This window comes from Burkholderia sp. Bp8994 (genome assembly GCF_003853805.1).
GTDB lineage: Bacteria > Pseudomonadota > Gammaproteobacteria > Burkholderiales > Burkholderiaceae > Burkholderia.
On record NZ_QTQH01000010.1, the window covers coordinates 38,687 to 51,341 of the forward strand.

15 protein-coding genes and 1 tRNA gene are annotated in these 12,655 nt (G+C 67.5%); 6 read left to right on the forward strand and 10 right to left on the reverse strand.

The features are described 5' to 3' along the window. The first annotated feature begins 190 nt into the window (after positions 1-190). On the forward strand, positions 191-1,531 hold the full coding sequence (locus tag DIE04_RS12615) for an MFS transporter (RefSeq protein ID WP_124520493.1): 1,341 nt from the start codon (positions 191-193) through the stop codon (positions 1,529-1,531). Positions 1,532-1,593: 62 nt separating this feature from the next. Next, positions 1,594-2,991 (forward strand): enolase C-terminal domain-like protein, encoded by a 1,398-nt coding sequence (locus tag DIE04_RS12620; RefSeq protein WP_124520492.1) that lies wholly within the window; start codon positions 1,594-1,596, stop codon positions 2,989-2,991. Positions 2,992-3,060: 69 nt separating this feature from the next. On the opposite strand, the gene DIE04_RS12625 is transcribed toward DIE04_RS12620, so the two are convergent. The 5 genes from DIE04_RS12625 to DIE04_RS12645 form a co-directional block, all read right to left on the reverse strand. Next, positions 3,061-3,136 (reverse strand) — tRNA-Ala (locus DIE04_RS12625). Positions 3,137-3,201: 65 nt separating this feature from the next. Further along, positions 3,202-3,561, reverse strand: coding sequence for a c-type cytochrome (locus DIE04_RS12630; protein ID WP_124486880.1), 360 nt, complete (start codon positions 3,559-3,561; stop codon positions 3,202-3,204). Beyond that, positions 3,558-4,355, reverse strand: coding sequence for a BON domain-containing protein (locus tag DIE04_RS12635; RefSeq protein ID WP_124486879.1), 798 nt, complete (start codon positions 4,353-4,355; stop codon positions 3,558-3,560). The genes DIE04_RS12630 and DIE04_RS12635 overlap by 4 nt, the downstream gene beginning before the upstream one ends. Positions 4,356-4,372: 17 nt before the next feature. Further along, positions 4,373-4,957, reverse strand: a complete 585-nt coding sequence (locus tag DIE04_RS12640; protein WP_124520491.1) for an SIS domain-containing protein — start codon at positions 4,955-4,957, stop codon at positions 4,373-4,375. A 127-nt stretch (positions 4,958-5,084) separates the two neighbouring features. Continuing rightward, complete coding sequence (locus DIE04_RS12645) at positions 5,085-5,513, reverse strand: YraN family protein (protein ID WP_124486891.1); 429 nt, start codon at positions 5,511-5,513, stop codon at positions 5,085-5,087. Between the two features lie 46 nt (positions 5,514-5,559). Here DIE04_RS12645 and rsmI point away from each other — a divergent pair, with 46 nt between their 5' ends. Beyond that, positions 5,560-6,438, forward strand: coding sequence for a 16S rRNA (cytidine(1402)-2'-O)-methyltransferase (gene rsmI / locus DIE04_RS12650; protein WP_124520490.1), 879 nt, complete (start codon positions 5,560-5,562; stop codon positions 6,436-6,438). Positions 6,439-6,533: 95 nt separating this feature from the next. On the opposite strand, the gene DIE04_RS12655 is transcribed toward rsmI, so the two are convergent. Then, on the reverse strand, positions 6,534-7,145 hold the full coding sequence (locus DIE04_RS12655) for a septal ring lytic transglycosylase RlpA family protein (RefSeq protein WP_124520489.1): 612 nt from the start codon (positions 7,143-7,145) through the stop codon (positions 6,534-6,536). A 662-nt stretch (positions 7,146-7,807) separates the two neighbouring features. Here DIE04_RS12655 and DIE04_RS12660 point away from each other — a divergent pair. The 3 genes from DIE04_RS12660 (at position 7,808) to DIE04_RS12670 (ending at position 9,658) form a co-directional block, all read left to right on the forward strand. After that, a complete protein-coding gene (locus tag DIE04_RS12660; RefSeq protein WP_044846354.1) occupies positions 7,808-8,452 on the forward strand; it encodes an MBL fold metallo-hydrolase in 645 nt (214 codons plus the stop codon). After that, positions 8,449-9,108 carry an exonuclease gene (locus DIE04_RS12665; protein ID WP_044846355.1) on the forward strand — a complete coding sequence of 220 codons (660 nt, stop codon included), beginning with the start codon at positions 8,449-8,451 and terminating at the stop codon, positions 9,106-9,108. Before DIE04_RS12660 ends, DIE04_RS12665 begins: the two co-directional genes overlap by 4 nt. Positions 9,109-9,187: 79 nt before the next feature. Then, positions 9,188-9,658 (forward strand): Lrp/AsnC family transcriptional regulator, encoded by a 471-nt coding sequence (locus DIE04_RS12670; protein WP_006477376.1) that lies wholly within the window; start codon positions 9,188-9,190, stop codon positions 9,656-9,658. A gap of 27 nt (positions 9,659-9,685) precedes the next feature. Here DIE04_RS12670 and DIE04_RS12675 read toward each other — a convergent pair whose 3' ends face one another. From DIE04_RS12675 to DIE04_RS12690, 4 genes are all read right to left on the reverse strand, one after another. After that, positions 9,686-10,843: a cation diffusion facilitator family transporter gene (locus tag DIE04_RS12675; protein WP_044846356.1), complete on the reverse strand. Its 1,158-nt coding sequence runs from the start codon at positions 10,841-10,843 to the stop codon at positions 9,686-9,688. Between the two features lie 238 nt (positions 10,844-11,081). Beyond that, the gene (locus tag DIE04_RS12680; protein ID WP_096508184.1) at positions 11,082-11,375 is read right to left on the reverse strand and encodes an H-NS family nucleoid-associated regulatory protein; all 294 of its coding nucleotides are present in this window, start codon (positions 11,373-11,375) and stop codon (positions 11,082-11,084) included. A 354-nt stretch (positions 11,376-11,729) separates the two neighbouring features. Then, on the reverse strand, positions 11,730-12,389 hold the full coding sequence (locus tag DIE04_RS12685) for a HugZ family protein (RefSeq protein WP_124520488.1): 660 nt from the start codon (positions 12,387-12,389) through the stop codon (positions 11,730-11,732). Further along, entirely contained in the window at positions 12,386-12,643 is a 258-nt protein-coding gene (locus DIE04_RS12690; protein ID WP_124520487.1) for a hypothetical protein, read from the reverse strand. The genes DIE04_RS12685 and DIE04_RS12690 overlap by 4 nt, the downstream gene beginning before the upstream one ends. Positions 12,644-12,655 lie beyond the last annotated feature (12 nt).

A 12,655-nucleotide genomic window follows, 5' to 3' on the forward strand; every position in this document is an offset into this window, starting at 1 on the left:
TCCTGAATCGATCAAGTCAGTAATTGGCATGAAAGCACATATTTCGCCGTGACAGAATGATCCGGACGCCGTGCCCCCGGGCATCGGCGTCCGGCGTCCGGCCTCCGGCCGGCAACACCACCACGAAAAAACGCGCGCACCCGACGCGCAGCCGCACGACGGCACCTTCCGCCCTTCGGAGGAGACACTGATGAATCCGCTTCACGCATTGCCGGCGTCCGCGTCGGCAACGGCCCGGCGCACCCGCGTGCGCTGGCTCGTGCTGACCGTGCTGTTCGCGGTCACGACGATCAACTACGCGGATCGCGCGGCGATCGCGATCGCGGGCCCGGCGCTGGCCCGCGCGCTGCACCTGAGCCACGTGCAGATGGGCTTCATCTTCTCGGCGTTCGGCTGGTCGTACGTGATCGCGCAACTGCCGGGCGGCTGGCTGCTCGACCGCTTCGGGTCGCGCATCGTCTATGCGTTCAGCATCTTCTTCTGGTCGCTGTTCACGCTGCTGCAGGGCGGCATCGGCTTCTTCGGCGGCGCAGCCGCGTTCGCGCTGCTGTTCGGATTGCGCTTCCTGGTCGGCGCGGCCGAGGCGCCGTCGTTCCCGGCCAACAGCCGGATCGTGTCCACCTGGTTCCCGGCCGCGGAGCGCGGCACCGCGTCGGCGATCTTCAATGCCGCGCAATACGCGGCGACCGTCGTGTTCGCGCCGCTGATGGGCTGGCTCGTGCACGCGTACGGCTGGCAGTCGGTGTTCGCGGTGATGGGCGTGCTCGGCTTCGCGTTCGTGCTGGTGTGGAACCGCACGATGTACGACCCGAAGGCGCACCCGCGTATCAACGATGCGGAGCTCGACTACCTCGCCGAAGGCGGCGCGCTCGTCAACATCGACCAGGCGACCGGCGCGCGCGACGGCGGGCCGTCGATGCGTCACGTGAAGGCGCTGCTGAGGAACCGGATGCTCGTCGGCGTGTACGTCGCGCAGTACTGCATCAACGCGCTCACCTACTTCTTCATCACGTGGTTCCCCGTCTATCTCGTGCAGGCGCGCGGGATGTCGATCCTCAACGCGGGGCTCGTCGCGTCGATCCCGGCCGTGTGCGGCTTCCTCGGCGGGATTCTCGGCGGCATCGTGTCCGACGCGCTGCTCAAACAGGGCCAGTCGCTGTCGGTCGCGCGCAAGGTGCCGATCGTGACCGGCATGCTGCTGTCGATGTCGATGATCGTCTGCAACTACACCGACTCGCACGTGCTGGTCGTGCTGTTCATGGCGCTGTCGTTCTTCGGCAAGGGGCTCGGCGCGCTCGGCTGGGCCGTCAACGCCGACACCGCGCCGCGCCAGATCGCCGGCCTGAGCGGCGCGCTGCTCAACACGTGCGGCAATCTTTCCAGCATCACCACGCCGATCGCGATCGGCTATATCGTCGACCGCAGCGGCTCGTTCAACGGCGCGCTGGTGTACGTCGTCGCGCACGCGCTGGTCGCCGTGATCTGCTACCTGTTCGTCGTCGGCGAGATCCGCCGCGTCGAGCTGAACTGAACGGCGCGGGCCGCGCCGGCGGGTCCGGCGGCCCGTGCATCACCGGAACCAGGAGCGAACCGATGTCCGAATCCCGCCGTGCCGGCACGCCGCGCGTCACGCGCATGCAGGTGATCCCCGTCGCCGGCCGCGACAGCATGCTGCTGAACCTGTGCGGCGCGCACGCGCCGTATTTCACGCGCAACCTCGTGATCCTCGACGACAGCAGCGGCCACACGGGCGTCGGCGAAGTGCCCGGCGGCGAAGGCATCCGCCAGGCGCTCGAGCGGATGACCGGCCTCGTGGTCGGCCAGTCGATCGGGCGTTACCAGGCGACGCTCAACGCGGTGCGCGCGGCGTTGTCCGGCGCCGGTGCGACGGCCGGCCGGACGATCCGGCACGAGGTGACGTCGGCCGGCGAGGCGGCCGTGCTGCGCCAGCCGCACGAGATCAACCTGCGACTCGACAACGTGATCACCGCGATCGAGGCCGCGCTGCTGGACCTGCTCGGCCAGCATCTCGACGTGCCGGTCGCGGCGCTGCTCGGCGAAGGCCAGCAGCGCGACGCGGTGCCGATGCTCGCGTACCTGTTCTACATCGGCGAGCGGCGCCGCACCGACCTGCCGTATCGCGACGAGACGCACGCCGCCGATCCGTGGTTCCGGTTGCGCAACGAAGCCGCGCTCACGCCGGCCGCGATCGCGCGGCAGGCCGAGGCCGCGGTCGAGCGCTACGGCTTCGCCGATTTCAAGCTGAAGGGCGGCGTGATGGCCGGCGCGGACGAAATGGAAGCGATCGCGGCGATCAAGGCGCGCTTTCCCGACGCGCGCGCGACGCTCGACCCGAACGGCGCGTGGTCGCTCGACGAAGCGGTCGCGCTGTGTCGCGGGCAAGGTCATCTGCTCGCGTACGCGGAGGACCCGTGCGGGCCGGAAGCCGGTTATTCGGGCCGCGAGGTGATGGCCGAGTTCCGGCGCGCGACCGGCATTCCGACCGCGACCAACATGATCGCGACCGACTGGCGGCAGATGGATCATGCGGTGCGGCTGCAGGCGGTCGACATCCCGCTCGCCGATCCGCACTTCTGGACGATGCAGGGCTCGGTGCGGCTCGCGCAGCTGTGCCGCGACTGGGGGCTCACGTGGGGTTCGCACTCGAACAACCACTTCGACGTGTCGCTGGCGATGTTCACGCACGCGGCCGCGGCGGCGCCCGGCACGATCACCGCGATCGACACGCACTGGATCTGGCAGGAAGGCGACGCGCGGCTCACGCGCGAGCCGCTCGAGATCGTCGGCGGCCAGGTGGCCGTGCCGGAGCGGCCGGGGCTCGGGATCGAGCTCGACATGGCGCAGGTCGAGGCCGCGCATGCGCTGTATCGCGAGGTCGGCGGCACGGCGCGCGACGATGCGATGGCGATGCGGTATCTGGTGCCGGGCTGGACGTACGATCCGAAGCGGCCGAGTTTCGGGCGGGGGTGACGGCGGCGGAGCGGGACACGCGGAAAAACAAAAGGGCCCGGTCTTGCGACCGGGCCCTTCGGAATCCGTTGGTGGAGCGGAGGAGGATCGAACTCCCGACCTTCGCATTGCGAACGCGACGCTCTCCCAGCTGAGCTACCGCCCCAACAGACGACCATCATACACATGCATTTCCGCGCTTGGCAATAGGGGTTCCGTCACCCCGGCGCGTCACTTCGACGGCGCGCCGGCCAGCACCCATTCGACCACGGAGCGCAGATCCGCGTCGCTCATGCGCGGGTGTGCCGGCATCGGAATCGCGCCCCACACGCCGGAGCCGCCGTCCTTCACCTTCTTCGACAGCTTCGCGACGGCCTGCGGATCGGACTTGTAGCGCGCGGCGATGTCCTTGAACGACGGACCGACGAGCTTGCGGTCCACTGCGTGGCAGCCCATGCAAGCATTGCCGCGCGCGACCTTCAGGCCGTCGCCGACGTCCGCATGCGCCGTGCCGAGCGCGCCGGCCGCGAGCGCGGCCGCCGCGGCGCCCTGCACCATCCATTGCTTCAACTTCATCTGCGTCGACTTCATTGCGGCGTGGCCTTCGGGTTACCCGGATGCACGCTCGACGAATTCGAGATCGGCGCCGGCGGTTGCAGCGGCGTGGACTGGACCGACGCATCGGGCACGGCACCGACCGTCGCGGCATCCGCGGGCGCGGCGGCGGGCTGCGCGCCGGATGCCCCGCTCGGCGACGCGGCCTGCAATGCCTGCGCGTCCTGCGGCTGGATGTACTGGAACACCTTCACGACCTTCTCGACGCCCGGCACCTGGCTCGCCGCATCAGCGCCGCGATTGCCTTCGTCGACCGTCACGAGGCCCATCAGATAGATGTTGCCGCGCTCGCTGACGACCTTGTAGTAGTTCGCCGACAGCCCCTTCGTCGCGATGAACTCGGACTTCACGCGTCCTTCGAGATACGAGTCGTTCGCGCGCGACGACAGCGACGATGCCGGCTCGACCGACAGCTCGTTGACGATGCCGTTCACGTTGTTGATGCCGCGCACGATTTCCTCGGCGCGCTGCTTCGATGCGTCGTTCGGCACTTCGCCCGTCAGCAGCACGCGGCGGTTGAACACCGTCACGTTCACGTGCGACTGGTCCGGCAGCCCGTTGTTGATCTGCGTGAGCGACTTGACCTGGATCTCGCGATCCTCGGTCTGCGCGCCGAGCGTGCGGCGATCGGTCGCGATCAGCGCGCCGCCGCCGGCCGCCGCACCCAGCACGCCGAGCACGCAACCCTGCAGCGACATCGCGAGGCCCGCCGTCAGCGCGGCGAGCAACGTGGTTCTGACGAGCGTCTGTTTGACGCGGCTTTGGTTCATCGACGGCTCTCCTTCGTTCAATCCTCACCCAGCAGCATCGCGTCGATGCCGTCGCACAGGCAGTGGATGGTCAGCAGATGGACTTCATGGACGCGCGCCGCGCGCGAGGCGGGCACGCTGATCGGAATATCGGTATCGGACAGCGCGGCCGCGACGGCTTGGCCGTCGCCACCCGTCAGCGCGACGACGGTCATCTCGCGCTCGTGCGCCTCGTCGATCGCGGCCAGCACGCGCGGCGACGCACCGCTCGCGTCGAGCACCAGCAGGATGTCGCCGGTCTGCCCGAGCACGCGCACCTGCTGCGCGAACAGCTGGTCGACGGCGGATGCCCCCATGAGGCCGCCCTGCGACGCATCGGTGGCCAGCGCGATCGCGGGCAGGCCCGGACGCTCGCGCTCGAAGCCGCCGACGAGCGACACGGCGAGGTAGTGCGCGGCGGCAGCCGACGGGCCGTCGCCGCACGCGACGATCTTGTTGCCGTTCGCCAGCGCGGCGAACATCGCATCGACCGCGGCTGCGATCGGCAGCGACAGCGCGTCGGCCGCTTCGGCGTGTAGCGCGGCGCTGTCACGGAAATGTTGCTGAATACGTTCGACTGACATCGATTCCTGGTGAACTGGGCGCGTGGGCACACCGCGCGCAACGTCATGGGTGCGGCGAGTTTACCGCACTCCGGCACCCTCTCCGGGGGTATGACGAGAACTCTTTACATCTCGTCACAGCTCGCGGCTACGCATCGTCGGCACGAAATGCATCGCGCAGCCACTCGAGCCGGCCGGCCTCGAACGCGACGACGTCGAAACGGCACGCGGCACCCGCGCCATGCCGCACCCAGAAATGAAGCGCGGCCGCGACCAGACGCCGCCGCTTGCGCCAGCCGATGCTCGCGGCCGCGCCGCCGTGCCGCGTGCTGCGCCGCGCGCGCACCTCGACGAACACGAGCGTGCCGTCGGGCGTGCGCATCACGAGGTCGAGTTCGCCGCCGCGCATCGTCACGTTCGCCGCGACGAACGCGAGACCGCGGCGCTCCAGGAACTGCCGCGCGCGCTGCTCGAACGTCGCGCCAACCGACCTGGATCGTGTCGTGCCGGAAAAATTGCCGCCGCCGCGCGGCAAACCGCGCTCGCCGCCCGGCGCGGCAGGCGCCGCGTGGCACAATGCCGTCCTTGTTCCGCTTGCGCCGCGATTGCGCGCATTGCCTGCCATGACTGCCCTCCTCGAACTCGCGCAAACACAGCACTACCCGGACGCCGCGCTCTACGTGGTCGCGACGCCGATCGGCAACACCGCCGACATCACGCTGCGCGCGCTGCACGTGCTCGGCCTCGCCGACCGCATCGCGGCCGAAGACACCCGCAACACGGGCCAGCTGCTGGCCCGCTACGGGATCTCGAAACCACTCGTCGCCGTGCACGAGCACAACGAACGCGAAGCCGCGCTGCGCGTGATCGAGCTGCTGCGCGCCGGCGAACGCGTCGCGTACGTGTCGGACGCCGGCACGCCCGGCATTTCGGACCCGGGCGCGCGGCTCGTCGACGCCGTGCGCGCGGCCGGCTTCGCGGTGATTCCGCTGCCGGGCGCGAGCGCGGCCGTGACCGCGCTGAGCGTGGCGGGCGACTGGGCCGGCACGTTCACGTTCGCGGGCTTCCTGCCGCCGAAGGCGAAGCAGCGTGCGAGCGCGCTGCAGGCGCTCGTGCGGCACCCGTACGCGCTGGTCTTCTACGAAGCGCCGCACCGGATCGCGGACACCGTCGCCGCCCTCGCCGACGTGTTCGGCCCCGCGCGCCGGCTGCTGATTGCGCGCGAGCTCACCAAGCTACACGAGCAGCTGTTCCAGGGCACCCTGGCCGAAGGACAGAGCTGGCTCGACGGCGATGCGAACCGGCAGCGCGGCGAGTTCGTGCTGGTCGTGGAAGGCGCGCCGGCCGACGGCGGCGAAGCCGACGACACCGCGCACGACGCGCTGCTCAAGCTGCTGCTGGAAGAAGTGCCGGTGAAGAGCGCGGCGAAGCTCGCGGCCGCGTTGACGGGCGCGTCGCGCAACGCGCTGTATGCGCGCGCGCTGGTGCTGAAGGAAGGCTGACGCGCGAGCACGGACGGCCTCCGCCGCCCGGCACGCGGAAATGCAAAAGGGCTGCCCGAAGGCAGCCCTTTTGCGTAGGCGGACGAACCGCCGCGTTACCTCGCCGAGACCGACGCCAACATTTCGTCGCGTGCCTCGCGCGCTTCCTGCGGCGACAGCCCTTCGATCTTCACGCGGCCCGTGCCGGCGTGCACGAGGCCGATCATCCGGGCAGCGGCATACGACAGGTCGAGCACGCGGCCGCGCTTGTACGGCCCGCGATCGTTGACCTTCACGACGACCCACTTGCCGGTCGACGCGTTCGTCACCCTGATGTACGACGACAGCGGCAGCGTACGATGCGCGGCGGTCAGCGCGTTCATGTTGAAGCGCTCGCCGTTCGCGGTGCGGCGGCCGTGGAAATCCCGGCCATACCACGATGCCCGGCCCGTCTGGCGGAACTCGGACACATCCTTGCCGTCGATCGGCTCGGCATCCGCCAGCGACGACCTCTTCGCGTCCTTGCTGTCGGCAGCCGGCATCGATGCCAGCGCGGAATCGAAATTCAGTTGCTGCTTGTCGTCATCCGCTTTCGCGGCCGCGGCCGTCTTGTTGACCGCGTTCTTCTGGTTGGCGCTGCCGGTGGTCTGGCTGGATGGCACCGCACAGCCCGTCAGCGCAAAAAATAAAGCAATGGTCCCGAATCGAGTCGGAAATCGAAAATTCATCGACGTGTCGCCTTCTGGTTCGGGCCGCACCAGTACAACGCTGCTGAACAACGCAGATATGCGGCCCGGACGGCAAATGCGTGCACGCCCCGCTCGGCTACGCGAGCAGGCGGCTAGCATGGGCGCGGCTTTCGTCTATGCCGCAACCGTCCTGATTAGTTTTCACGTCTGGCGCAACCTGTCCCCGGCAGCCTGACCAGACCCCACATGCCGCCATCGAACATGGCTTTCAGGTTCGCGCGCGTCGCGTACAGCCAACGCACAGGAACGGCGGCACAGGCCTCATCCGGCGGCGCGGCAGCAGGGCCGCAGACGGGCGCGCAGCACCCGGCCGGACAAGACGTGAGCACCGAATGCTCGGTGCTGGATACACCGCCGGACTCCCCGGCGGTCGATGCTTGACGGTGAATCCGACACCCCGTTTAACGGGGTCGAAACACCAGCGAATTGCGTGAAATTCACGCGCAATGGGGCGCATTATACATAAACCAAAAGCCTGTCTCGAAAAGGCCCCCGTCCGGACCATTGATTCTCGCTATGGCTGTAACAATCGGGATGCTCCGGGATTGCCCGCACGAGCGGCGTCCGACACCGCACCGCAGGGCCGGCATGCCGCGCGCGCGACCGGTACAATCGCTCCTTTTAGCCGCCGCGGTGCCTCCATGAAAGTCACGCTCATTCCGGTCACGCCGTTCCAGCAGAACTGCTCGCTGCTCGTCTGCGAAAAGACCGGCCGCGCCGCCGTCGTCGATCCGGGCGGCGATCTCGAACGGATCGAACAGGAGATCGCGCGGCAGAACGTGCAGGTCGAGAAGGTGCTGCTCACGCACGGCCACGTCGATCACTGCGCGGGCGCGAAGGCACTCGCGACGCACTACGGCGTGCCGATCGTGGGACCGCAGGAAGACGAGCGCTTCTGGATCGAGCAACTGCCGATGCAGAGCCAGCGCTTCGGCTTCCCGGCCGCCGAAACGTTCGAGCCGGACCACTGGCTGAACGACGGCGACACCGTGCAGTTCGGCGACGAGACGCTCGAGGTCTATCACTGCCCCGGCCACACGCCCGGCCACGTCGTGTTCTTCAGCCGCGCGCATCGCGTCGCGATCGTCGGCGACGTGCTGTTCGCCGGCTCGATCGGCCGCACCGATTTCCCGCGCGGCAACCACGCGGACCTCGTGCGCTCGATCAAGGAGAAGCTGTGGCCGCTGGGCGACGACGTCACGTTCGTGCCGGGCCACGGCCCGGTGTCGACCTTCGGCGACGAGCGCCGCACGAATCCGTTCGTGTCCGACAAGGTGTTCGGATGAACCAGACCGCCATCCCCGAAATCTACGTCAGCACCGACGTCGAGGCCGACGGGCCGATTCCCGGCCCGCACTCGATGCTGAGCTTCGCGTCGGCCGCCTATACGGAGGACAAGCAGCTGATCGCGACGTTCTCCGCGAACCTCGAGACGCTGCCCGGCGCGCAGGCCCATCCGGTGCAGGAAGCGTGGTGGAAGACGGAGCCGCAAGCGTGGGCCGCGTGTCGGCGCGACCTGCAGGCGCCGGCGGCCGCGCTCGTCGCGTACGTCGAATGGGTCGAGGCGCTGCCCGGCAAGCCGGTGTTCGTCGCGATGCCGGCCGGCTTCGATTTCACGTTCATGTTCTGGTACATGATGCACTTCGCCGGACGCTGCCCGTTCTCGTGGTCGGCGCTCGACATCAAGACGCTCGCGTTCGCGATGACGGGCCTGCCGTACCGCAAGGCGATCAAGCCGCGCTTTCCGAAGCACTGGTTCGACGATCATCCGCACACGCACGTCGCGCTCGACGACGCGATCGAGCAAGGCGCGCTGTTCTGCAACATGCTCGCCGACCTGCGCCGCCAGCAAGCCGCGCTCGCGGGCCTCGCGGTGGCCGACACCGACCGGTCGGAACAGGCGGGAGCGGGACAAAACCCAACGGATCCGCGGGCAAATTAGCGAATCTCGCTCAACGGCGCGCCGCCAGATTGCCTTTCCTTTCCCGGGCCTCTAACATTCAGCGTGTTGTAGCTGCCGCATGGAGGCGCAGGTGACGCTCGATTCCTTTTCGCAAAAAATCCTTCGCCTGTTGCAGCTCGACGCGCGCCGTTCCGTGCAGGAAATCTCCGACCAGGTCGGCCTGTCGAGTACGCCGTGCTGGCGCCGCATCAAGGACATGGAACAGTCCGGCGTGATCCAGCGCTACACCGCGCTGCTCGATCGCGAGAAGCTCGGCCTGCACGTCTGTGCGCTCGCGCACGTGCACCTGACCCGCCACAACGAAGGCGGCGTCGAACAGTTCGAGCGCGAGATCGCGACCTGCCCGGAAGTCACCGAGTGCTACAGCACGACGGGCGAAGCCGATTACATCCTCAAGATCGTCGCCCCCGACATCAAGGCCTACGACGTCTTCCTGCACGAAAGGATCTTCAAGATCCCGGCCGTGTCGCAGGTGCGCACGAGCGTCGTGCTGCGCGAAATCAAGTTCGACACGCAACTGCCGCTGTAACGCGCGGCTCGCGGTCGCGGGCGCCGCTCACGCCTGCGCCGGCAGCCCGCGCGTGAAGCCGATCCGGCGCGCGCCGAACTGGCGCTTCAGCGCGTCGACATCGAGCCGGCCGGCCAGCGCCGCGTCGGTATCGCCCGCGCCTGCGTCGAGCGTCACGTCGATCTCGAGCCCCGTACTCAGGTAGTGCAGGTTGATCGCGGCCGGATGCAGCCCGCGCTGCGCGAGCGCGGCCTCGAGCCGCGCCGCAATCTCGGCGCGCGGCGGCAGCGCGAGCGCCGGACGGCGCGCCACATCGTTCTCGGGGTCGACGTGGATCAGCGCGTCGAGCACGCGCGGGTCGCGCAGCACGCGCGCTCGTGCGGTTTCCGCGATGTAATGCCCTTCGGAGACGGAGATCATCGGATCGACGAGGATGTGCGCGTCGACGAGCGCCGCATCGCCCATCTTGCGCGTGCGCAGGTCGTGCACGTCGCGCACGCCCGGCGTCGCGGCGAGCAGCGCGCGGATCTCGGCCGTGTCGGTAGTGTCGAGTGCGCGATCCGACAGGTCCTGCAGCGCGTCATAGCCGAACGTCCAGCCCATGCGCGCGACCATGAAGCCGACGATCGCGGCGGCGATCGGGTCGAGCAGCCGCACGCCGGCGAGACTGCCGACGATGCCGATCGCGACGACGAGCGACGATGCGGCGTCCGAGCGCGCATGCCATGCGTTCGCGACGAGCATCGCCGAACGCACGCGCCGCGCCTCGCGCAGCATGTAGCGGAACAGCGCCTCTTTCGACACGAGCACCGTGAGCGCGACGATCAGCGCGGAAAAATGGACGGCCGGAATGTTTTCGAGATTCACGAGACGGTTGCCGGCGCGCCAGAGCATGCCGATGCCGACCGCGATCAGGATCGCGCCGAGAAACAGCGACGCGACGGTCTCGTAGCGGCTGTGTCCGTAATTGTGATCGGCATCCGGCGATGCGCCGCTATGGCGATTCGCAACCAGTACGACAAAATCCGAGATCAAATCGGAAATCGAATGGATACCATCGGCAATCAATGCCTGCGAATGCGCAACCACGCCGACGACGATCTGAAACGTCGCAAGCACCACATTCAGCACGATACTGACGAGGGTGCTCTTGCGCGCGACCGCGTGCTTATCTGCGCTTTGTGCGTCGTCGGAAAACGTGGACATGAAATACGAGATATCGGTTGGGACACGTAATTCTACCAAACGACCCTCGCGGGGCATTCCGATAACCCCAAATTTTCCATTTAAATCAACCGCTTATGCGAACGGGTCGCATTTTCATTCACGCGCCGTTTCTGACATTTTCATGACAGAACGCATACATTCCGATCCCACGATACAAAAAAGCCGCGCTCCTGCACGGATACGCGGCTCTTTTCGAGGCAATGATTTAAACAGTCGTTTAAATCGAGAACTGTTCGCGGTCCTTGCCGGCGATCCAGCGCGGCGGCTTGCCACGGCCCGACCACGTCGCGCCCGTTTCCGGATCGCGGTACTTCGCTGCCACGCCTGCGCGCGGACGACCGACCTTGCCTGCCTTCGCGCGGCTGAGGCCGAGTTCGGCGAGCGAAAAGCCGTAGTCGGCAATTTTCTGCTTCACGTCATTCAGCACTTCGGCGTATTCGCGCGACTTCGCTTCTTCGATTTGCTTCTCCAGCTTCTCCCGCTGGGCCAGCAGGTCCTTGTAAGAAGACATAGTTTCCCTTTCGATATGACCAATGGCGCCGATCTGCTGCCGGCTCACCATTCATGAAATATTTGTGCCTCGGATTTTGAAGGCAGAGATTAGCACAAAAAAGATTTGATAGAAGCAGGATTCACGAAAATCCCGAGACCAATTGTAATTCACGCATGTCATTTTGACCGGCCACGGCCTTTTCTCAAATTTTTACGCGCTTGCATAGAGATTAGGACATTACCCGATCCGGAAATAGGTCTATCAACATACGCAATTACCCGCATTCGGAAAAATCAAAGCTTTCATCCGGCGACATGTTTGCGAAAATCGTACGGCGCGTGACGCTAAACAGACAAAGCTGAATCCGCGGCCTCACGTCACATCCCGCGCGCTGGCCATCAACCGCTCGCGCAGTGCGCCGGCATCGCCGGGCACCGGGTCGAACGGCGTGCGCACACGGCGGCCGTCGCAGCGCCAGTCGGCGCCGTGACGGTCGACGCCGAGCAGGTCGAGCCCGGCGCGGCGCGCAGCGCTCGAGTCGTATGCGTCCCACAGCGCCCGTTCGTCGTCGAACCCGAGCGGCGGCAGCGCATCGAGGCCGGTGCCGTCCACCCAGCCCATCCGGCCGAATCCGCCGATATAGCGCAGCCGCTCGATCTCGAGCGCCCAGAACGTGAAATCGCCGAGCGCGAGATAGCGCGCGGCGTCGGGTTCGTAGCGCAGGTAGCGTGCGGCGACATGCGGCGCGTCGCCGAGCGGCACGAAGCGGCCGAGCAGCGTCGCGCGCTCGGCGTTCAGCACGTCGCCGTCCGGCGCGTCGACGACCAGGAAGCCCGCGCGCGGATCGGCGGCGAGGTTGCGTGTGTGCTCGGCGAGGCCGCTCACGAGAATCACGGGCCGATGATCCGCATCGGGTGCGAACGGCACGACCGTCGGATAGGGAAAGCCTTGCGGGTCGCGCGCGTGGGTCGCGAGCGTGCCGAGCGCGCAGCGATGCAGCAGGTGCAGGGCAAGGACGGGATCGATGTTCACGGTGACTCCTGCGATCGGAAGGCCTGGTGGCAAGGGTGGCGAAGGCGGGCCGCGCCGGAACGCGTCGGGCACGCCGCCTGCGCATCGATGTTACCCGCGGCGGCGGCTTGCCGGGCATCGGCCGAATGGCCGACGCGCCGCGTGAAGGCAAAGTGCGCGCCGATCACGACCGGCGGCACGGCCAGCGCGCCGGCAAGACCGTAAACGGTTCGATAGAATCGGACGAATCCGACGGGCGCGACGCGCCCGCGCATCGTCCATTCAAG